The 20,542-nt window shown below is 60.2% G+C and carries 20 protein-coding genes; 1 reads left to right on the top strand and 19 read right to left on the bottom strand.

From position 1 onward, the window contains the following. Positions 1 to 132 precede the first annotated feature (132 nt). The 4 genes from DW850_RS09335 to DW850_RS09350 all read right to left on the bottom strand — a co-directional run bounded on the left by DW850_RS09335 (position 133) and on the right by DW850_RS09350 (position 5,770). A complete protein-coding gene (locus DW850_RS09335) occupies positions 133 to 1,065 on the bottom strand; it encodes a 1-phosphofructokinase family hexose kinase (RefSeq protein WP_006233969.1) in 933 nt (310 codons plus the stop codon). 74 nt (positions 1,066 to 1,139) lie between these two features. Next, the gene (gene ptsP / locus DW850_RS09340; protein WP_117786902.1) at positions 1,140 to 2,843 is read right to left on the bottom strand and encodes a phosphoenolpyruvate--protein phosphotransferase; all 1,704 of its coding nucleotides are present in this window, start codon (positions 2,841 to 2,843) and stop codon (positions 1,140 to 1,142) included. Positions 2,844 to 2,976: 133 nt separating this feature from the next. Beyond that, positions 2,977 to 3,240, bottom strand: coding sequence for an HPr family phosphocarrier protein (locus DW850_RS09345; RefSeq protein WP_022094575.1), 264 nt, complete (start codon positions 3,238 to 3,240; stop codon positions 2,977 to 2,979). Positions 3,241 to 3,766: 526 nt separating this feature from the next. Continuing rightward, positions 3,767 to 5,770, bottom strand: a complete 2,004-nt coding sequence (locus DW850_RS09350) for a fructose-specific PTS transporter subunit EIIC (RefSeq protein ID WP_117786903.1) — start codon at positions 5,768 to 5,770, stop codon at positions 3,767 to 3,769. Between the two features lie 272 nt (positions 5,771 to 6,042). Here DW850_RS09350 and DW850_RS09355 point away from each other — a divergent pair, with 272 nt between their 5' ends. After that, complete coding sequence (locus DW850_RS09355) at positions 6,043 to 6,900, top strand: MurR/RpiR family transcriptional regulator (protein WP_117806188.1); 858 nt, start codon at positions 6,043 to 6,045, stop codon at positions 6,898 to 6,900. 59 nt (positions 6,901 to 6,959) lie between these two features. Here DW850_RS09355 and DW850_RS09360 read toward each other — a convergent pair whose 3' ends face one another. The 15 genes from DW850_RS09360 to DW850_RS09430 form a co-directional block, all read right to left on the bottom strand. After that, positions 6,960 to 8,588 (bottom strand): DNA repair protein RecN, encoded by a 1,629-nt coding sequence (locus DW850_RS09360; protein ID WP_117786904.1) that lies wholly within the window; start codon positions 8,586 to 8,588, stop codon positions 6,960 to 6,962. Continuing rightward, complete coding sequence (locus DW850_RS09365) at positions 8,578 to 9,438, bottom strand: NAD(+)/NADH kinase (RefSeq protein ID WP_117786905.1); 861 nt, start codon at positions 9,436 to 9,438, stop codon at positions 8,578 to 8,580. Before DW850_RS09365 ends, DW850_RS09360 begins: the two co-directional genes overlap by 11 nt. Then, positions 9,435 to 10,238 carry a TlyA family RNA methyltransferase gene (locus DW850_RS09370; RefSeq protein ID WP_233540661.1) on the bottom strand — a complete coding sequence of 268 codons (804 nt, stop codon included), beginning with the start codon at positions 10,236 to 10,238 and terminating at the stop codon, positions 9,435 to 9,437. The genes DW850_RS09365 and DW850_RS09370 overlap by 4 nt, the downstream gene beginning before the upstream one ends. A 35-nt stretch (positions 10,239 to 10,273) precedes the next feature. Then, the gene (locus tag DW850_RS09375; protein WP_006233978.1) at positions 10,274 to 10,513 is read right to left on the bottom strand and encodes an exodeoxyribonuclease VII small subunit; all 240 of its coding nucleotides are present in this window, start codon (positions 10,511 to 10,513) and stop codon (positions 10,274 to 10,276) included. A 2-nt stretch (positions 10,514 to 10,515) separates the two neighbouring features. Then, the gene (gene nusB / locus DW850_RS09380; RefSeq protein ID WP_117736308.1) at positions 10,516 to 11,088 is read right to left on the bottom strand and encodes a transcription antitermination factor NusB; all 573 of its coding nucleotides are present in this window, start codon (positions 11,086 to 11,088) and stop codon (positions 10,516 to 10,518) included. A gap of 3 nt (positions 11,089 to 11,091) precedes the next feature. Then, positions 11,092 to 11,454 carry an Asp23/Gls24 family envelope stress response protein gene (locus DW850_RS09385; protein WP_035138197.1) on the bottom strand — a complete coding sequence of 121 codons (363 nt, stop codon included), beginning with the start codon at positions 11,452 to 11,454 and terminating at the stop codon, positions 11,092 to 11,094. A gap of 24 nt (positions 11,455 to 11,478) precedes the next feature. Further along, positions 11,479 to 12,042 carry an elongation factor P gene (efp, locus tag DW850_RS09390; RefSeq protein WP_006233983.1) on the bottom strand — a complete coding sequence of 188 codons (564 nt, stop codon included), beginning with the start codon at positions 12,040 to 12,042 and terminating at the stop codon, positions 11,479 to 11,481. Between the two features lie 158 nt (positions 12,043 to 12,200). Further along, entirely contained in the window at positions 12,201 to 13,331 is a 1,131-nt protein-coding gene (locus tag DW850_RS09395) for a Xaa-Pro peptidase family protein (protein ID WP_117786907.1), read from the bottom strand. A gap of 131 nt (positions 13,332 to 13,462) precedes the next feature. Continuing rightward, entirely contained in the window at positions 13,463 to 14,572 is a 1,110-nt protein-coding gene (locus DW850_RS09400) for a hypothetical protein (protein ID WP_117786908.1), read from the bottom strand. Continuing rightward, on the bottom strand, positions 14,569 to 15,102 hold the full coding sequence (locus DW850_RS09405; protein ID WP_099431675.1) for a shikimate kinase: 534 nt from the start codon (positions 15,100 to 15,102) through the stop codon (positions 14,569 to 14,571). Before DW850_RS09405 ends, DW850_RS09400 begins: the two co-directional genes overlap by 4 nt. Positions 15,103 to 15,110: 8 nt before the next feature. Then, a complete protein-coding gene (locus DW850_RS09410) occupies positions 15,111 to 15,608 on the bottom strand; it encodes a YqeG family HAD IIIA-type phosphatase (RefSeq protein WP_117786909.1) in 498 nt (165 codons plus the stop codon). A gap of 1 nt (position 15,609) precedes the next feature. Further along, positions 15,610 to 17,043: an endolytic transglycosylase MltG gene (gene mltG, locus DW850_RS09415; RefSeq protein WP_233540660.1), complete on the bottom strand. Its 1,434-nt coding sequence runs from the start codon at positions 17,041 to 17,043 to the stop codon at positions 15,610 to 15,612. Then, the gene (gene ruvX / locus DW850_RS09420; protein ID WP_117786910.1) at positions 17,036 to 17,464 is read right to left on the bottom strand and encodes a Holliday junction resolvase RuvX; all 429 of its coding nucleotides are present in this window, start codon (positions 17,462 to 17,464) and stop codon (positions 17,036 to 17,038) included. The genes mltG and ruvX overlap by 8 nt, the downstream gene beginning before the upstream one ends. A gap of 17 nt (positions 17,465 to 17,481) precedes the next feature. Next, positions 17,482 to 20,139, bottom strand: a complete 2,658-nt coding sequence (gene alaS, locus DW850_RS09425; RefSeq protein WP_117786911.1) for an alanine--tRNA ligase — start codon at positions 20,137 to 20,139, stop codon at positions 17,482 to 17,484. 152 nt (positions 20,140 to 20,291) lie between these two features. Continuing rightward, on the bottom strand, positions 20,292 to 20,542 hold a 251-nt coding region (locus DW850_RS09430), incomplete at its 5' end, for a topoisomerase C-terminal repeat-containing protein (RefSeq protein WP_117786913.1).

Genomic DNA, 20,542 nt, shown 5'->3' on the forward strand with positions numbered 1-20,542 from the left:
GGCTGTTGCGTTGAGATTGAAAATCAACCAAGCGATGAAGTACGGCGGGACACCTCTCCCCCGTGGCGGAACAAAAAAGGCGCCCCGGCCGAAACCGGGGCGCCGTATGCGCACGAATATGTCGCGTTTCGATTACTGACGATCGAGCTTACGGACAGCAACACGCTTGCTGTACTCGTCGACGTGACCGAAGTCGCCGATGCCGACGGACTCGGCAACGTTGGCGCCAGTGGCCATAGCGAGCTTCATGGCCTCCTCGACGTTGTCGCGATCCCTGTACCACTTGTGCAGGAACGCAGCGAGGGTGCAGTCGCCGGCGCAGACGGAAGAAACCAGCTTGATGTTGAACTCACGCTTGGCGTACCAGATGTCCTCGCCGTTGGAGAAGTAAGCGTCGCCGCGGCTACCACGGGTAAGCAGCACGTTCTGAACGCCAGCGTCGTGAGCCATCTTCATGGCAACGCGAACCTCGTCGTCGGTGTCGACCGGCACGCCGAAGATGGCCTTCATCTCATGATGGTTCGGCTTGATGAGCAGCGGCTTCTTGTGAGCGAGCTCCTTGAGCTTGTCGGAGGACAGGTCCAGGACGACGTCGGCGCCACGAGCCTGAGCGTGCTCCATGACCTGAGCCAGGAAGTCGGGCGTGGCTTTGGGAGGCACGGAGCCGGAGACGATCAGGCACTCAAGATCGCCCGCGGTGTCCAGGATGTTGTAGAGCTCCTCCTGGTGCTGCGGCGTAATAGGAGCGCCGGGGTTCAGGATGCCGTACTCGTGCTGGCCATCGTTGACGTAGGTGTTGATGCGCGTGATACCGTCGGTCCAGACCGGGCGGCAGAGGCAACCCAGGTTCATGACCTCCTCGACGATAAACTTGCCCGTGAAGCCAGCGAAGAAGCCGAGTGCGACGGTGTCGACGCCCATCTTCTTAAAGGCGAAGGACACGTCGAGGCCCTTGCCGTTAGCCGTGTAGCTGGCCGAGCCGGTGCGGACGTTCTCATCGGGCTCGAGCGGAGAGCTCGAAACCGTCATGTCGACAGCCGGGTTAGCGGTTAGCGTGTAGAACATTTACAGTACCCCCTGTATATGTGAGGGCCGCGTGGCCGGCCCATTCCAACCACGCGGTTACCTCTGATACCAAATTAGCGAGCTGCGGACTCGAGCAGTGCCTTGACCTCGGCGGCGGTGTTGCAGGCGAGCGCCTTCTCGGCGAGCTCGTCGCACTCGGCCTTGGTCCACTGGCTGATGGTCTTGCGGGCGCGCAGGATGGACGGAGCGCTCATCGAGAACTCCTCCAGGCCCCAGCTGATCAGCAGCGGCTCGAGCAGCGGATCGGCAGCGGCCTCGCCGCACATACCGACCATGATGCCGGCCTTAACGCCGCTCTCGATGATGTTCTTGAGCGAGCGGAGCACGGCGGGATAGTACACCTGGTACAGGTTGGAGATGGTGTCGTTGCCACGGTCGGCGCACATGGTGTAGCCGATCAGGTCGTTGGTGCCGATAGAGAAGAAGTCGGCGACCTCGGCCAGACGATCAGCGAGCAGCGAAGCGGCAGGCGTCTCGACCATAATGCCGACCTCGATGTTCTCGTTGAACTTGCGGCCCTCTTCGGTCAGCTCGGCCTTGCACTGCTCAACGAGCTCCTTGACGGCCACGACCTCCTCGACGCAAGTGACGAGCGGGATCATGATCTTGACGTCACCAAAGGCGCTGGCGCGCAGCAGGGCGCGGAGCTGGACCTTGTACTGGTCGGGGTTGGCGAGGCAGTAACGCACGGCGCGGAAGCCCATGAAGGGGTTGTCTTCCTTGACCATGTGCAGGTACGGGATCTCCTTGTCGCCGCCCACATCGAGCGTGCGGATGATGACCGGAGCGCCCTTGAGCGCGCTAGCTACCTTGCGGTAGGCGTTGAACTGCTCCTCCTCGGACGGAAGCTCAGCAGAGTCCATGAACAGGAACTCGGAGCGGAACAGACCAATGGCCTCGGCATCGTGATCGAGCGCGTTGGGCACGTCATCGGGGTTACCGATGTTGCAGGCGATAATCTTCTTGATGCCATCGGCAGTCACGGACGGCTTGCCACGGAAGGCCTCGAGGGCTGCCTTCTCGGCAGCGAAAGCCTCGGCCTTGGCGGTGTAGGCGGCGAGCGTCTCCTCATCGGGATCGGCCTCGACGACACCCTTGCCACCGTCGACGACAACAGTCATACCGTTGCGCAGTGCGGTGCAGCTGTTAGCGACCGAAAGGACGGCCGGGATCTCGAGGGCGCGCGCGATGATCGCGGAGTGCGACGTGCGGCCACCGGTCTCGGTGACGATACCGGCAACGTGGGCCTTATCGATCGTAGCGGTCATGGACGGCGTGAGGTCGTGCACGACAACGACGGTGTTCTCGGGCAGGACGGAGAGGTCGACGACCTCCTTGCCCAGCAGCTCGGCCAGAATACCGGTGCGGATGTCGGCGATGTCGGCCGCGCGCAGGCGGAACATCTCGTCGTCCATGGACAGGAACATGTTCTCGAACATGGTCGAGGTGTCCATGAGCGCCTGCTCAGCGCAGGTGCCACCGTCAATGGCGGCGTTGATGGCGTCGGTCATGCCCGGGTCCTGAGCCAGGACAATGTGTCCGCTCATGATCTCGGCCTCGGCCTCGCCCACCGTCTCCTTCATGTGGTCGGCCTGAGCCTGGGTCTTCTCGCAGAAGACCGAAAGAGCGGACTGATAGCGCTCCTTCTCTGCAGCCGAATCAGCAACCTCGTGCGGCTCAAACGTCAAGTCGGGATCGACGGCGACCATGACGGTGCCGATACCGATGCCCTCGGAAGCGTTGACTCCCTGATACATTCCCATTCCTCTCTCCGTGTCATGTGATAAAGCGTTTTGCCATATCCATGACAAAAGAGCGCAGCTACCTTACAACAGGTCACTGCGCCCCCAAATATGAACTTAGTTGTTCAACATGCGACCCGTTTGAGTTCTACTCGCCAAGACCGCTCTTGATGAGCTCGATGGCAGCAGCCAGAGCCTCGGCCTCGTCAGCGCCGTCGCACTTGACCTCGACCTCGGTACCGCAGGGGATACCAGCAGCCATGAGGGCCATCGGGGACTTGCCGTTGACCTCCTTCTCGGGGGTGACGACCGTCACGTCACAGGCATACTTGCCCATGGTGGAGGCGAACAGACCAGCCGGACGCATGTGCAGACCCTGAGGATTAACGAGGGTAGCCTTCTCAGAAACCATAATTGACTCCTTTTTGTGTTTAACCCCTGTCATGCATGTGGCAGGAGTCAGATTCACGACGTTGTTTATATTAACTCACATCAAACGGTTTTTCATTGTGTTTCGCACGAATTGTTGGACGGATGTCCTTCCTGTCCGCTCGCCTGCCGGGCGGGGCGGTTAAGTTTGCTGCTCTACAGTCCTGCGCAAGACGGAAAGCACATTAAGTGCTTTCCTTTGCGTGCGGAACTCGCGACAAACTTAACCGCCCCGCCCGGCAGGTGAGCTGCGGGAACTCGGTTGGTCCAAGAAATATCGTGCGAACGGAATTCTGGCTGAATATTTGTCCGCACGGACGATCCGATAGACGGGCCGCGCTATCCCCTTCTTCTAAGTTGCGGTGAAATATGGACTGATTTTAGGGTTGAAACATTTAAACATTCCTTATTTCACCGCAAGTTAGAAGAAGGGGGATGAAAAAAGGCGAGGACCCGTAGGGAGTCCTCGCCTTTGTTACAGGGGGCGATGTTATTCGCGTACTGTGGGATTAGACCAGGCGGGCGTTGATCGTCTTGGCGATCTCGGCGGCGTCGGTGGAACCCTTGACGGTGCCACGGAAGTCCTCGTCCATGAGCGCCTCGGCAACCTTGGACAGGATCTTGAGGTGCGTGGTGCCAGCCTGTGCACCAGGGATGAGCAGGGCGATAGCCACGTTGACAGGAGCGCCGTCCATGGTATCCCAACCGGTCACGCCGGACTCGTCCTTAACGACGATGACGGCAGCCTCGGTAATGGCGTCGGACTTGGCATGCGGGATGGCGAAGCCCTCCATCATGCCCGTGGTGCCCTCGGCCTCGCGGGCCAGGAAGGCGTTCATCACGGCGTCGGCGTCGCTGGCGATACCGGCCTTGACAGCCTGGTTGGAAACGAAGCTCAGAGCCTCGTCACGAGAAGCGAAGTCCTCGGCGACAAAGACATTCTCAACCTTCACGAAGTCGGCAGCCTCGGCCTTAGGGGCCTCAACGGCAGCGGCCTTGGAAGCCTCAACCGGCTTGGCTACAGGAGCGGCCTTCTGATTCTTCTCGAAGTCGTACTTCTTGAAGGCCACGAACAGGATGCCACCGACAACAGCACCGATGAGGATCGCGAGGACCCAAAGCGGACCGTTCTCGACAACGGGCAGGACCAGGAAGCCACCGTGAGGCGCCGGATCGTGAACGTTGAACATAATGGTCAGGATCGAAGCGATAGAGGAACCGAGCATCATGATGGGCATGACCGGCCAGATGTTCTTGGTCATGAACGGAATGGCGCCCTCGGTGATGTGGGTGCAACCAAGAATGAGGTTGACGATACCGGCGTCGTGATCCTCCTGGCTGAAGTACTTCTTACCGACAACGACGGCGAAGGTGGTGATCAGCGGCGGAACGATGCAAGCTGCGGAGACGGCAGCCATGAAGTTGGTGCCGAAATTGTAGGTATCGGTGCCAACGCCGGCAGCCAGTGCCTCGGTGAGCATGGCGGTACCGGTGACGTAAGCAGCCTTGTTGACCGGGCCACCCATGTCAAAGGCGCACATGCAGCCGATGGCAAGACCCAGGACAACGGCGCCAGAGGCGGACAGGCCCTTGAGGAAGTCCATCATGGCGGTGTTGATGGCAGCCATGGGGCCGGAAATGCCGAGCATGACCAGGCCGACGATAGCCGTCGAGAACAGCGGGTACAGGAAGATGGCCTTGAGGCCGTCCAGGTTCTTGGGCAGACCGGCAAAGACCTTCTCGAGCAGCAGGATGACATAGCCAGCGAGGAAGCCGCCGACGATGCCGCCCAGGAAGCCGAAGCCCACGCCGGCGCCACCGGCGTCGATCATGCCGGTCTCGGCGTTAACAGGCAGGCCCTGGATGGCGATCATACCGGCAACAAAACCGGGGACGAGCGCCGGTCGCTTGCCGATGGATTCGGCGATGTAGGCGGAAAGCACCGGAACCATGAGGTTCATGGCGATGCCGCCGATGATCTTCAGCATCGCAGCAAAGCTGTTGTAGTCAGACGCCGTCGAATCGAAGGACGTAATGCCCCACAGGAACGAGACGGCGGTCAGGACACCACCGGCGACGACGAAGACCAGCATATGGCTGACGCCGTTCATAAGGTGCTTGTAGATGACGTGGCCGATAGACTCCTTCTCCTCGACCTCGTCCTCGACATCGGCAGCGGCTGCAACCGTGTTGTCGCCCTTGGCGGCGAGCGCGCGGTCAATCAGCTTACCGGCGGCCTCAACGGACAGGGCCTTGGAAACACCAACGGAAACCATGGGCTTGCCGGCGAAACGCTCAGCCTGGACATCCTTATCGGCTGCGACGACGACGGCCTTGGCACCGGCGATCTCGCTCTTGGTGAGCTCGTTCTCGACACCGACCTGGCCATGGGTCTCGACCTTAATGGTCAGACCTCGCTCGGCAGCTGCCTTCTCCAGCGCCTCCTTCGCCATGAAGGTGTGCGCGATGCCGGTCGGGCAACCGGTGGCGGCGATGATGTCAAACTTAGCCATGTGTCCCTCCTTTTTAAGTTTTGCGCCCGCAGGCGCTCCCCTACACGCGCGTCCTTGCGCGCTTTTCCACAACTGAAAGATACCAACCTACCGTCCGCGTGAGAAGAGACAAGGCGCAATTCTCCGGTGAAAGGTTCTTTCATAACCGTAAACGGTAGGTGAAAGTTTACCATCAACACTTGAAACGGCAAGGTGTATCTTGTTATTGAAAATCCCCCTATACTATGACATTACAAAACGATTCCGATTTTCATGCCAACCAGGAGCCATCCATGACCGATAGTAGCAAGAGCGCACTTTCCCTCATTAGTACCCATCAGGGATACAGCGAGTCCGAGCAGCGCATTGTCGACTATATATTGGAGCACCAGTCCGAGGCGCCACGCCTCACGGCGGCTCAGCTCTCGCGCGCCGCAGCCACGTCCGAGGCGACCGTTTCGCGCTTCTGCCGCAAGCTTGGCTTTGGCAGCTTCCGCAGCTTTCAGTTTTCGTTGGCGAGGGATTTGGAAAGCCAGCGCAACGAGGGCCTGACTGACGAAGTCTCGCTCGACAATATGGAGCAGAGCCTTAAGAACATCCTGGCTGCCAAGGTGAGCGAGCTTAATGCGACCATCGACGGGATCGACCACGATACGTTGGCGGCTGTTGTGCATGCCCTTAAGCATGCAGGGGTTATTGAGTTTGCGGCTGTGGGCAATACGAACGCGGTCGCGCTCGATGCGACATTTAAGTTTTCGCAGCTGGGCCTTCGCTGCATGGCGAGCACCATCAGCGAGACCTCGATCGGGTTTGCGCTCACGCTACGCCCCGGCGACGTCATCGTGCTCATCTCAAACTCCGGCAAATCGCGCCGACTGAATCGCATGGCAAAAGCTGCTCGCGACTGCGGTGCAACCGTAGTCGTCATCAGCAGCGACAGCAAATCCCCGCTCGCACGCCTGGCAGACTATACTTTTAATACCGTCAACCACGAGGCGTTGCTGACGACGGGCGACTTTGCGTTCTCCAAGATCAGCGCCACGATGATCATCGAAGTTATCTACAACTTCCTGCTGCCCGAGATTGAAGACGCTCGCGAACATATCAGCTACTACGAGGAGCTCATCCAGCCGGACAAGGTCGTTGAGTAAAACGCGTAGTGGGACAAAAATTTCAGTCTATTTTGTCCCACCAACACCGCTGATACAACTTAGCCTCGAGCTTCTTCGAGCATCTGCTTTGCGTGGGCCAAGCTTGCCTCGGACTGATCGCCGCTCAGCATTCGGGCGATCTCTGCGGTACGGGCGTCTCCCGTCACCTCGTCCAGATGCGTCTGGGGAACATCGCCGGGTTCCTTACTCACCACGTAGTGCTTATCGGCCATGACGGCGACTTGCGCCAAGTGGGTTACGACAATCACTTGATGCGTAGCGGCAAGATCGACCAGCACACCAGCAAGAGCACGAGCCGTGGAGCCGCCGACACCGGCATCGACCTCGTCAAATACCAGTGTATCGACGCCGTCAGCATTACCCAAGACCACCTTGCTCGCGAGCATAACGCGGCTGAGCTCGCCGCCCGACGCAATGCGGCGCAGGGGTCGCGGCGTCAAGCCGGCACCGCTGCGATACAAAAGCTCGTAGCTCGAAGGACCCGCCGGCGTCCACTCGGCGCGCGGAAGATCACGCGACTCCCAAACGAGCTCGGCGCCGCCCATCTCCAAGCGTGCCATCTGACGACCAACCTCGTGGCAGAAGCGCGGGGCAGCCGTATTGCGAGCGCGCTTAAGCGCCTTGGCAGCGGCAAACAACTCGCGCTCGGCAGCACCAAGTGATTCACGCGCCTTTTTGATCTGTTCATCGCCATCATCGACCAAGGACAGCAGCTCTTGCGAGCGATCGCGCATGGCAAAAACATCGTCCATGGTGGGACCCCACTGACGCAACAGGCCCTTGAGGTCGGAATACCGCTCACGCATGCGAGCGAGCTCGCGCGGGTCGAAGGCGACGCCATCGCGATAGGCACGAAGCTCGTTCGCGCTATCCTCAAGGGAGATACAGGCATCCGAAAGCGCATCGGCAATGTCGCCCAGTTTGCGATCGACGGTAGCCATACGGGAAAGCTTTGCCACGGCGCTGTTCACGGCATCGAGCGCTCCCCCTTCGGCGACAAGCGATGTATGGGCATCGTTAGCTGTGGCAACCAGAACCTCGGCATGTTCGGAGCGCGGCAGCAGTTCCTCGAGTTCCTCATACTCGCCCGGCTTGGGGTCGACCTCGCCGATGCGCTCGAGGGCAAAGCGCGCCTCCTCGACGCGACTCCCCTGCGCACGCGACGCCACCTCTACGCGACGGACCTCCTTGGCAGCCGCACGCGACGCCTTGAAGCAGGCACGGTAACGGTCGAGCGCCTCGAGCGCAGAGCGACCAGCCCAGGCATCAACCATGGCAACATGATGCGCCGGATCGAGCAGACGCTGATGTTCATGCTGGCCGCACAGATCCATCATCACGCCGACGCGCTCGGAAAGCTCGCGCACGCTGGCGATGCGGCCGTCAATCTTGACGCGGCTGCGACCCTCGGCAGAAAGGCTGCGCTGCACGGTAAAGCCCTCCGTGTCGTGCGGGCCGTCGAACAAGCGCGCCTCGACGCTCGCCAGCGCCTCGCCCTCGCGCACCGTCGACGAATCCGCGCGCTCGCCCAAAATAAGCTTGAGGGCCGAGAGCAGCGCGGTCTTACCGGCGCCAGTCTCGCCGGTCAAAACCGTTAGGCCCGTACTCGGCACCAGCGTCGCCTCGCGAATGAGTGCAATGTTAGAAACCTGCAGCTCATCGATCATGACGGACTCCATAGAATACGCGGCTCACCGAGTTATAGAAGCTCTCGGGGCCGTAATCCAGCAGCAGAACATCTCCGGGCCCGCGGCGCACGGCCACGCTCTCGACCGTGCCATCGCAGGTAATAAACTGTCCGTCGATGGCAATCGCCGGCACGCTCGGGCGATCATCAGACATAAAGATCTCAACGACATCACTCGGCGAGGTCAAAAAAGCACGGGCCTGAATGGTGTGCGGCGCAATGGGTACGCAGACCATACCCGTATAGTAGGGGCTCACGATGGGGCCACCTGCACTGAGCGCGTACCCCGTAGAACCAGTCGCCGTGGACACGACCACGCCGTCGCCACGCAGTCGATCGATATGGTGGCCCGACACCGTGATGTCGAACTCGACCATATCGGACAGCGGACCGCGGGTAAGCGCCATGTCGTTGAGGGCGAAGGTGCGCACGACATCCTTCGTGCCGTCTTCGCGCACCGAAACGATATCGGCGGCGATGGTGGCGCGGCGGCTCACGTGGAGCTCGCCGGACAGGGCATCGCTCACAACCTGCAAAATGTCGCGCTCCTCGGGACTCGCGGCCGTCAAAAAGCCCAAATGACCATAGGAAAGACCCAAAATGGGGATCTCGCGATAGTTGAGAATGCGGGCAGCGCGCAGCAGCGTTCCGTCACCGCCGAGCGTAATGACCAGGTCGGCATCGTCAACATCGGGCGCGCTTTGGATCTTGGAGCGCTGATCGGCAGCCCATGCCACCTCATAGCCCTGGCGCGAAAGCCAAAGCTCGAGCATCAGGCCGCTCTCGACCGCCCCTTGCTTGTAGTAATTGGGAACCAGAAAGACCTTCATAGCGTTGCAGCTTTCTCGCTCAAAACCGATACCTGGGATTGCAGCTCATCGCCGGTGCGTTCACCGGGGGTAACCCTCGTGCCGTACAGGAAAAACTCAACATTGCCCTTGGCACCATGAATGGGTGACACGCACACATCGACCGGGAACAGGCCCTTGGCGGCAAAGAGTTCAACCGCCGCCACGAGTGTATCGCGGCGCACGGCGGGATCGGTCACAATGCCGCCCTCACCCACCAGCGACGCCGGTGCCTCAAACTGCGGCTTTACGAGCGTGCAGAACGAACCCGAAGGCTTCAGGCACGCCAGCACGGCGTCGATGATATTCGCGATGCTGGTAAACGAGACATCACATACAGCCAGGTCGATGGCACCGGCATAGCCAAGCTCAGGCAGCTGCGTCACGTTGGTGCGCTCATGCAGCGTCACGCGATCGTCCTGACGTAACGACCAATCGAACTGGGCGCGACCCACGTCCACCGAGACAACGGTCGCAGCTCCGCGCTTGAGCAGGCAATCGGTAAAGCCGCCGGTAGAGCAGCCCACATCCAGACAAGCAAGTCCCGTCGGATTGATGCCAAACGCATCAAGCGCGCCTTCGAGCTTAAGCCCGCCACGGCCGACATAGGGAATACGCCCCTTCACGTGCAGCGGCAGGCCCGGGGTCACCTTAAGGCCCGGCGAAGTCAAGCGCTCGCCGCCACTCGAGACCAAGCCGGCCATAAGAGTGCGAAGGGCATCCGCGCGATCGGCGCAGATGCCCTGTGAAATCAGTTCGTCATCAAGACGCACGCGTTTCATGAATGCCATCAACCATTCGTATCCGGAGATGCGGCCTAGCTATCCTGGGATTCGTTTGCCGCATCCTCATCGTATTCCTGCTCGAGCTTATCGGCCTCACGCGGCGTCAACTCAAACTTGTCGACCATATCGACCGCGCGGGAGCCCAGCTCAATCGCTTCGTCAAACAGATCGAGTGAACGCTCCAAGGAGGTATCCTTGGAGCGAACGGTAGCGATAATCTGGTCCAGACGGTCCGAAATCTCGTCAAAGTTGCGGACAGAACCCTCTGGCATGACTACTCCTCGACGGCCTCAGCAGCGTCCACATCCTCGGCCAGCACACCAGCCTCAGCCTGAGCAACCGCAACTTTAGCGGCAGCCTCGGCAGCCTGGGCCTCCTCGCGAGCGCGATCCTCGGCCAGCAGCTCCTGGTACAGGTCCTCGCCCGGCAGCTCCTCGCTGCGGGCGATCTTGCCCAGCACGCCGTTGACGAACGACGCGGACTGGTCGGTGCCATAGGCCTTGGCAAGCTCGACGGCCTCGTTGATCACGATGGCGTCCGAGACCTCCTCGTCGGTGAGGAAACGCATCTCATAGACGGCGATACGCAGCAGGTTGCGGTCGGCGCCGGGCATGCGCATAAGATCCCAGTTCTTGGCAACGGAGCGCAGAGCGCAGTCGATGCGGTCGATATGCTCGTAGGCACCGCGGCACAGCTCCAGCGCATAGGGGTCGAGGGGACCCTTCGAGATCAGGAAATCGCCCTCGAGGACGCGCTCGAGCGGGCTGTCCGTGGCCTCGGCCTGGAACAGCAGCTGCAGCGCCTGACTGCGGGCAAGCGTGCGCCCGCGATAAACCTTAAGGCTCAAAGGTTACTCCTTGGGGAAAACGAGGCCGTCGATGCAAACGTCAACGCGCTCGACCTCAACGCCCACCTGGGCATCGATGGCGGCGACCACGGCGGCGCGAACGGCCTCGGCGAGTTTCTTGAACGGATAGCCAAAGAACACCACGACACGCACGGTGAGTGCGAGCTTGTCGCCGATGACCTCGGCCTCGACCGCCGGCTCGGAAGCCGGGGCCTTGGACGAGAGCATCATGGAGACAAGGTTGGTGGCAAGGTCCTTGACGCCAACGGAGGCGATGCCCTCGACATCCGACACGGCGCGCGAGACGATGGCGGTCAGAACATCGGGCGAAATGCCGATGCCGTCAATCTTGATTTCCTGGGGCATGAGTCCTCCTAGAAGAGTTGGTTGCTAGACGCGGGAGACGAACTTGCCGTCGCGGGTGTCAACCTTGATGACCTCGCCCTCGTTGAGGTACATGGGGACCTGGATGACAGCGCCGGTGTCGATCGTGGCCGGCTTGGTGGAACCCTGGACGGTGTCGCCCTTAAAGCCCGGGTCGGTCTGGACGATGGTGGTCTCGATGAACATCGGCGGGGTCACGCCCATGAGCTCGTCGTCGGCGAAGAGCAGTTGGCAGATGTCGTTCTCGCGCAGCCACTTGGAGTTCTCGCCCACCATGTCCTCGGGAACGGGAACCTGCTCATAGGACTCGTTGTCCATGAAGATGTAGTCGGTGCCATCGTTGTAGAGATACTGGAACTCACGGGTGGTGAGCATGACGCTCTCGAACTTGGTACCGGCGTTGCAGGTGTTCTCGACGACGCGGCCGCTCTTGATGTCGCGGGTCTTGTAGCGCACAAACGCGCCGCCCTTGCCCGGCTTGACGTGCTGGAACTCGACGATGGTATAAACCTTGTCCTTAATACGGAGACCGAGGCCGTTCTTGAAGTCGGCGGTAGAAATGGTAGGCATAGCGACCTTTCTTCTTATGGGCAGAACGCACAAGCGTCCAAATTACATACGACCGAAATTATACACTTGCAGACGGCGCCTGCAGCGAGCGCATAAAAAGAGAACGCGGGGCGCCCGAATTGCTCCGAACGCCCCGCCCAAAAATCTATCGAAGTGGGCTAGCAGTCGATAACGTGAAGGTCATGCGATGTCTTGGTGAAGGGCTCGTAGCCGTTCTCGGTGACCACGCCGTAGTCCTCCAGGCGCACGCCGCCCACACCGGGCAGGTACACGCCGGGCTCCATGGTGATAACCGAGCCGACCTCGATGATATTCTTGCTGCGGTTGAAGTTGGGCAGCTCGTGGATGTCAATGCCCACGCCGTGGCCCAGACCATGGTTGTAGTAATCACCATAGCCGGCATCGCCAATGATCTTCTTGGAAAGCTTGAAAATGTCGTTGCCCTCGACACCCGGATGGATGGCGGCGACGCACTCCTCGTGCGTACGGCGCACGAGCGCGTACAGGTCGAGCTGCTCGGGCGTGGGCTCGCCCATCACGACGGTACGCGTCATATCGGAGCGATAGTCGCAGTAGCCCGCGCCATAATCCATGAGAACGAAGTCGCCCTTCTCGATCACGCGGTCGCTCGGGACGGCATGCGGGTTGGCGGTGTTGGGGCCGCTCGCCACGATGGAGCCGAAGGCCAGGCTGTCGGCGCCGTTGGCGAACATAAAGTTCTCGAGCTCGTTGCGAACCTGCTTCTCGGTCATGCCGGGCTTAATAAAGCCGAGCATGTGCTGGAAGGCGGCGTCGGTAATCGACTGCGCATGGCGCATGAGCTCGATCTCCTCGGCGTCCTTGATGGCGCGCATCTTGCGGATGTCGTCATGCATCAGCGGCAGCATGCAGGCGACGGAACGATCCTCCAGGCCACGCTGGATACCCTGGTAGAAGTTGATCTGCATGTCGTCCTCGACAGCGCAGACGCGGCACTTGTTGGCCGCGATCTTGCCGGCGACCCAACCGGGGATGGTGCCCTCGTCCATGTCGTAGACCCAGGGGCTGCCGGCGGGCGTGTTCTCCTCAAAGCTGTTGAGGTAGCGCGAGTCGGTGTGGAACAGGCACTGGTCAGCCGTAATAAACGCGGCGTGCGGGAACTCGAAGGTGTAGTCGAAAACGCCCTTCACGCCCGTGAGCCAACGAAGGTTGGCCTCGTCGCGCACCACGATGGCGTCGTAACCGCGCTCAACCATCAGGGCACGGACACGCTCAATACGACCGGCAGGACCGGCAGCAAACTCAGACATGCAGATTCCTTTCTTGTTGTCTTCATAAAGACGGGACGGGCTCAATCAACTTACGGAATCGCGAGCGATTCGCAACCGATTGGAAACCCGCCCCTCAACATGATACGAAAGACTATGGATGTCAATAAATCCTAGAGAAGATCTTTGCGAGAAGCCAAGTATGCGTGAGCATGGCGGTCGAGAACCTCGTCCTCAACGCTCGTTAGACGAATGGCGCCGAGCGCCGCGGGCAGCGGCAACATGCTACGGTTCGAGCGGACAAACTGTTGCCTGCGGAACTCCTCGATATATGCGGCAGGCTCCAGATCGAAGGCGAGCTCCTCGATACCAAAGTCCTCCAGGCAGTCATCGACCTCAAAGACGTAATCGATATCGAAGTCGCAGGCATCATGCGCTAGGCGTGCCTCAAAGCGCATGCCCTCGGACAGCAGCTGGTAGACAGGGACCTGCGACGCGGCATCGCCCAAGCAGGCGCGCAGGGTACGCTCCCCCGTCTTGCCAAAATCGAGCGCATGGCGGGCGCTCGGGTTCGTGGCCATCAGTACGTCCTTACGGGCAGTCTGAGACCACTGAACGGCATTGACGAGCGCGACCTCCTCGCCCGCGAGAATCTCGGGGACGGTCTCGGTAAACTGATTCCAGCGGGACTTGCTGCTCGAAAGCATGGTGCCAACAAGTACCGCATAACCGAGCTTAAGGTCCTCGGGGCCCGCCTCACGAACAAGGTCGAGGTCACACACGACCAAGCCCGGCTCGGGACGGAACGCGATAGCGGGAAGCGCATTCGCCGACGAGGCGACGAGCGGCTTCATAGTCGTCGCGACCGTGAGCATGGCGTCGAACGTCGTCGGCAGCAAGGCGCACTCGGTGCGACCGCACCACTGATTGGCACACCAGCAAACGACCGAGCAGGTCGCCGTGTCGCCGACAGCGACAACGAGATCGTCGCAGGTAATGCCGTTAGCCGACAGGGCGCCAAAGACGGTATCGGCATCGACCAGCGTAGCACCGGCAGGCGAAACCTCGAGGACGAGCGGCGACACGGCAAAACCGGCGTCGACCAGCGCATGCTCGACAACCTCGCCAAAACGCTCGGATGTGGCGTCATTCCAAACCACCATCGCGCGCTTAGGCTTGCCCACAGCCGAGGCAAACATGCGCGGCAGTTCCTCGAACGCGCCCAATCCGACGCGGACATCGACACTGCGGTTTTGGAAATTGATAAGTTGACGGCGAATCATAGCAGTCCACGCTCCAAAAGCATCTCGGCACAAAGGTAGGAAACGTCCTCGAAGGACTTGTTGCGAATATCAAGGGTAATATCGGCGGCCTGGCGATACAGCGGACGGCGATGCTCAAACAGGCGCGCAGCGTGCTCGGGCGAACGGAAATCGGGCCGTGTATCCGAACGGCGAATCTGGCGCAACGAGTCCTCGAAATCGCCCTCGAGGTACACGCATGTACCCATCTCGTGCATCAGTTCAATGTTCACCGGTGTCTCGACGATGCCGCCCCCGCACGATACCAGCAGGCTGCGCTCGCTTTGAAGCGAACGGAGTGCCGAGGTCTCGAGCTCGCGAAAACGGTCCTCGCCCTCAGTCTCAAATATCTCGGTCACCGACTTGCCGCATCGACGCACAACCAAACGATCGGTATCGATGAATCGACGCTTGAACATAGTGCCCACGTTGCGCGCAAGCGTCGACTTGCCCGCGCCCAAAAAGCCGATAAAGAAGATATGGTCGCAGCCGTGTTTAATGTGCTGAGACATGGCGAAACCTATTCCTCGCAGGGAAGGTCGCGCAGGGCCCGGCGCTCAAAGATACGGAAGATCTGCGTGTACCACAGGTCCTGGGTTGCCTGCGGCTTGACCAGAATAGTGTCAACGCCTGCAAAGTTACCGCTCCACACGTCCGTGTAAAGCTGATCGCCGATCAGCACGGCCTCGTCGGCCGTGGCGCCCAGACGCTTAAGACCCGCCTTCAGGGCAAACGGCGCCGGCTTCATGGCGTGGCTGATGGCCTCGAGTCCCAGCTCGCGTGCAGAGCTCATGACCTGGTCGCGATGCCAGTTGTTGGACACCATGCACAGCTTAAAGCCTTTGGCGCGGGCGGCATCGAGCCAGGCGGAAACCGCGGCGGGAACCTGCTCGGTGTCGCGCGGCACCAGGGTGTTATCGCGATCGAGCAGAATGGCGCGTTTGCCGTCGGCCCACAGGGTATTAAGGTCGATGCGATCGACCGAGGCAACGTATCGTTTGGGGCTAAAAATCCTCATGCTAATTCCAAGACTGTTGATGCTCTTCGTAGGTTTGCGAGAAGTACTCCTCGTCCTGCGTAATGTAGAAATACAGGTCATCGGAGTCGGTCGGCTCAAGTGTGGCCTTGAGTGCCTCGAGCGACGGAGAGCAGATGGGCGTGGGTGGCAGACCCTCGTGCTTATAAGTGTTATACGGACTATCGCTCTGCAGGTCGTCGGCGGTAACCTCGCCACCGGTGACATACATCATGGTCGCATCGCTGTTAAGATAGCGCAAACCGTCGAGCTTGCCGGCAAGGCGGTTGTAGAAGACCGAGGCCACGTGCGCACGTTGATCGGCGTTGAGGCCCTCGCGCTCAACGATAGAGGCCAAGTTGACGATGTCGTAGTCGGACATCTCCACATCGTAACGTTCCTTGATCTTGGCTTCGCAGCTCGCAAAGTCGAGCGACTTGTACTCGGTCTTAAACTGATCGAGCATGGCGCGAATCACGTCATCGGCCGTCGGCGAATCGCCCAACGAATAGGTCTTGGGGAATAAGAAACCCTCGAGCGAGTCGTTGGCGGCGCCCTTAAGGAAGCTATAGTCGTCCACGTAGTTGGAGGCCTTGGCCTGGTTGAGGAAGTCTTCCCTAGAGATGCTGTCGTAGGCCTGGGCAACACGGTCCGCGACTTGATCGACCGTCAGGCCCTCAGGGATAGTCAGCGCATTGGAGCCCGCGTTGGGGCCTTCCATGAGCTGCTGAACAACCTTGGTCGCATCCATGAGCGTGGTAAACGAATAGGTGCCAGGCTTAAGCGACATATCGGCGTTGAGCTTTTTCACCGCCGCATAGTAATCCTTGGGATTCTCGACGATATGGTTCTCGGAGAGAATCGAAGCGATGCTGTCACCCGAGGCACCATCGGGAATCGTGATAGTAACCTGCTGGCCTGCAACGACTTTCGCATCCTCACCGGCAAAGAAGCCTTTGACGGCTGGCACGACAAAGAAAACGATCGCGACAAGCGCAAGCACGGCGACGACGCCACCGATAATAATGGGCACCGAGGAGCTTTTCTTCTGGGCACCACGGCGGGCGTGCGTGTTGTAGCTCGAGCGGGTCGCAGGAGCAACGCCATGCGAACCGCGAGCGTGATGCGAATGCGATTGGGGGGCCTGCGTTCGCTGGGTAGGTGCCTGCTGTTTAAAGCGGGTACCGCCTGCAGGCTGGGCCGTACGAGCAGTGGGCTGCTGAGCCGCGTGAGAAGCCGGATGCTGAACCGAACGAGCAGAAGGCTGCTGACCCGTCCGTTGAACAGGTTGGGCCGAACGAGAGAAGGACTGCACCGGGCGCGCGGCAGGCTGAGCTGCGCGCTGCGTCGGCTGTGCCGGACGCTGGCTAGGCTGGGCAGGGCGCGACGCCGGCCGACGTGTACGATTCGGCTGGCGCGGATCGGAAGCACTAGGCATGCGAAACCTCCTCGTTTTTACGATCGAGCCACGTCTGCAAAAAAAGGCTGGCGGCAATCATGTCGATCTTGCCCCTCATCTGCTTTTCGTTGAGGCCCTGCTCGCGCAGGATACGCTTGGCCTCTTGAGAAGACAGACGTTCGTCCTCAAACTCCAGCGGAAGATCGAGCTCGTCGGCAATCTTTTGCGCCACGGCGGCAACGCGCTCGGCCTGGGGGCCGGGCTCACCGGCCATGGTCAAGGGGCGTCCGCTTACCAGGATGTCGGGCTCATAGTCCTCGACCAGGTAGCGGAACGTCTTGGCCATACCGGTGACCTCGGCGGCCGGGAGCACCTTGACGGGCATCGCCATCATGCCATCACGGCTCGAGACGGCGATGCCGATCCTAGTCTCCCCTATGTCCAGCGCAAGCGCGACCACAGTGACTTCTTAGATTCTTAGGCGCCGAGCGCGGTCTTGGCAGCCGCGAGGGCATCGGCGATGCCGGCAGCATTCTTGCCACCGGCCTGGGCCATGTTGGGACGGCCACCACCGCGACCGTCGACCAGACCCGCGATCTGCTTGATCACATTGCCGGCGTGGAACCCGGCCTTCACGGCGTCATCGGAGCCGGCAGCGAGCAGGGCCGGAGTGCCCTTCTCAGTCACGCTGGCGACGACACAAGCGACAGGGCCGGCGACCTTCTGGTGCACGGTATCCCATACGTTGCGCAGGTCGGCAGCCTCAAGGCCCTGGAGCTCAGCAACGACGAGCTTGTAGCCACCGAGCTCGACAGCACCCTCGATGGCGCTGGAAATGGCGTCGGAGGAACCACCGGTCAGAGCCTTTTTGAGCTTGTTGGAAGTCTCGCGCAGCTCGGCCTGCAGGTTCTCCACGCGGGCGGGAACCTCATCCACGCGGCACTTGAGCGCAGTAGCGGCGGCGTCGACGAGCGCCAGACGGTCGGCCATATAGTCGAGAGCACCCTTAGAGGTCACGGCCTCAATACGGCGGACGTTGGAGCCCGTAGAGGACTCGGAAATGATCTTGAACAGGCCGATCTCGGCGGTGTTGGCGGCATGGGTGCCACCGCAGAGCTCACGGGAGAACGGATGGTCCTCGGCGCCCACCGAGACGACGCGGACAACGTCGCCATACTTCTCGCCAAACAGGGCGACAGCGCCGGCAGCCTTGGCCTCGTCAATGCCCATGACGCGGGTCACGACCGGCTTGGAAGCGAAGATCTGCTGGTTGACCAGATCCTCGACAGCCTTGAGTTGCTCGGAGGACAGGGCCTCGAAGTGCGTGAAGTCAAAGCGCAGGTGCTCGGGCGTCACCAGCGATCCGGCCTGGGAGACATGCTCGCCCAGGACCTGCTTAAGCGCGGCGTCGAGCAGGTGGGTGGCGGTATGGTTGCGGCGCAGGAAACCACGGCGCTCGGCATCGAGCGCCGCGGTCAGGGTGGCACCGACGGTCAGTGTGCCCTCGGCAACGTGCGCGACATGGGCATACAGGCCATTGTGGTTCTTGGTATCGGAAACGGTCAGAACAACGCCCTCGTCGACAAGCTTGCCAGCATCGCCCTGCTGGCCACCCATCTCGGCGTAGAACGGGGTGCGGTCAAGCACGACCTCGACGTCCTCGCCGGCGTCAACGGACTCGACGGACTCGCCATTGCGAACGAGGGCGACAACCTTGGCGCCATCGATAACGTCGTTGTCATAGCCGTCGAACTCCGTCGCGGCGACCTTGTCGGAAAGCTCGACCCAAACGTCGTTGAAGCTGCCCCAGGCATCGCCCTTGGCGTTGGCGCGGGCGCGGGCCTTCTGGTCCTCCATGCAAGCGGTAAAGCCATCCATATCGACGTCGTGACCGGCAGCGCCGGCAATCTCGACAGTCAGGTCAATGGGAAAACCAAAGGTGTCGTGAAGCTTAAAGGCAACGTCGCCCGGAAGAACGGCGCCGTCGGCGAGCGCGGCCAGGGCCTCGTCCAGGTAAACGCGGCCGTTGTCGAGCGTCGTGGAGAAACGCTCCTCCTCGGAGGCGACGATGCCCTTAACGAGCGCGACGTTCTTGAGCAGCTCGGGATAGGCCTCGCCCATCTGAGCGTTGACCTCGTCGATGAACTTGGTCAGGAAGGCGCCCTCGATGCCCAGTAGGCGGCCGTGGAACACGGCACGACGGAGCAGACGGCGCAAAACGTACTCGCGTCCCTCGTTACCGGGAAGGATGCCATCCGAGATCATAAAGTCGATGGCACGGGAGTGGTCGGCGATGATGCGCAGGGAGCGACTGGCGCCGGAGTAATCGTCGGCGTCATAGGTCTTGCCGCTGATCTCCTCACCGAGCTTGATGAGGTGCTGCATCAGATCACCGTCGTAGTTAGCGGTCTTGTGCTGCATGATAGCGGCCATGCGCTCCAGACCCATACCCGTATCGAGGTTGCGGTGCGGCAGCTCCGGCATGGAGCCGTCCTCCTGGCGGTCGTACTGGGTAAACACGAGGTTCCAGAACTCAAGGAAGCGGTCGCAGTCGCAGCCGGGCTTGCAGTCGGGGCTGCCGCAACCGACCTCTTCGCCCATGTCAAAGTAGATCTCGGAGCACGGACCGCAGGGACCGGTGGGGCCAGCGGCCCAGAAGTTATCGTCCTCGCCCAGACGCGAGATGTGATCCTCGTCAACGCCCAGGGAGCGCCACACGTCATGGGTCTCGTCGTCCTCGGTAAAGACGGTGAAGTACAGGCGGTCGAGCGGCAGCATGAACTCCTTGGTGATGAGCTCAAAGGCCCAAGTGCAGGCCTGCTGCTTGGAGACGCCGCCAAAGGAAAAGTCGCCGAGCATCTCAAAGAAGGACAGATGACGGCCGTCCTCGCCAATGCAGTCGATGTCGTTGGTGCGAACGCACTTCTGACAGGAGATCGCGCCGATCTCCTTCATGGTCTTCTTACCCTGGTAGTACTCCTTAAACTGGTTCATGCCGGCGTTGGCGAGCAGCAGCGAAGGATCGTCGGGAACGAGGGACGAAGAAGGATAGAGCTTAAGACCGCGCTCCTCAAAGAAGTTGAGGAACTTAGAGCGAATCTCGGCCGTAGTCATTGACGGGTAGTCAGCACTCATAGAGGGAATCTCCTCGGTTTCACATCGAAACAGTTCAAACGTAACGATATTACCATCCCACTGCGCCTGTGCAAAAAAGAGGGCCGCCAAACAGCGACCCTCCAGCGAAAGTGCATGTTATTTAGGACTAAGCAATCCTTTGAAAAAAATGTTTATTTTGAAAAAGAGATAAAATCAATATATCCCTTTTCCCCAATTTTTACAACGGCATTGTAGGGCTTTTTCTCTTTGTTTTTGATTCCTTTTACCAGGGTTTCTTTTCCCTCCAGTAATTCTTTTACATTCGTTTTGGTTAGTTTTTTCTTTCTAAAATGTTCAGCTAAAGTAAACTTACATTCAGGATAATTTGAACAACCATAAAACGATTTTTTTAATCCTTGATTCTCATCTTCATTGCAACAGA

Origin of the sequence: Collinsella sp. AM36-4AA, assembly GCF_003467795.1 — a bacterium.
In the GTDB taxonomy this organism is placed as follows: Bacteria; Actinomycetota; Coriobacteriia; order Coriobacteriales; family Coriobacteriaceae; genus Collinsella.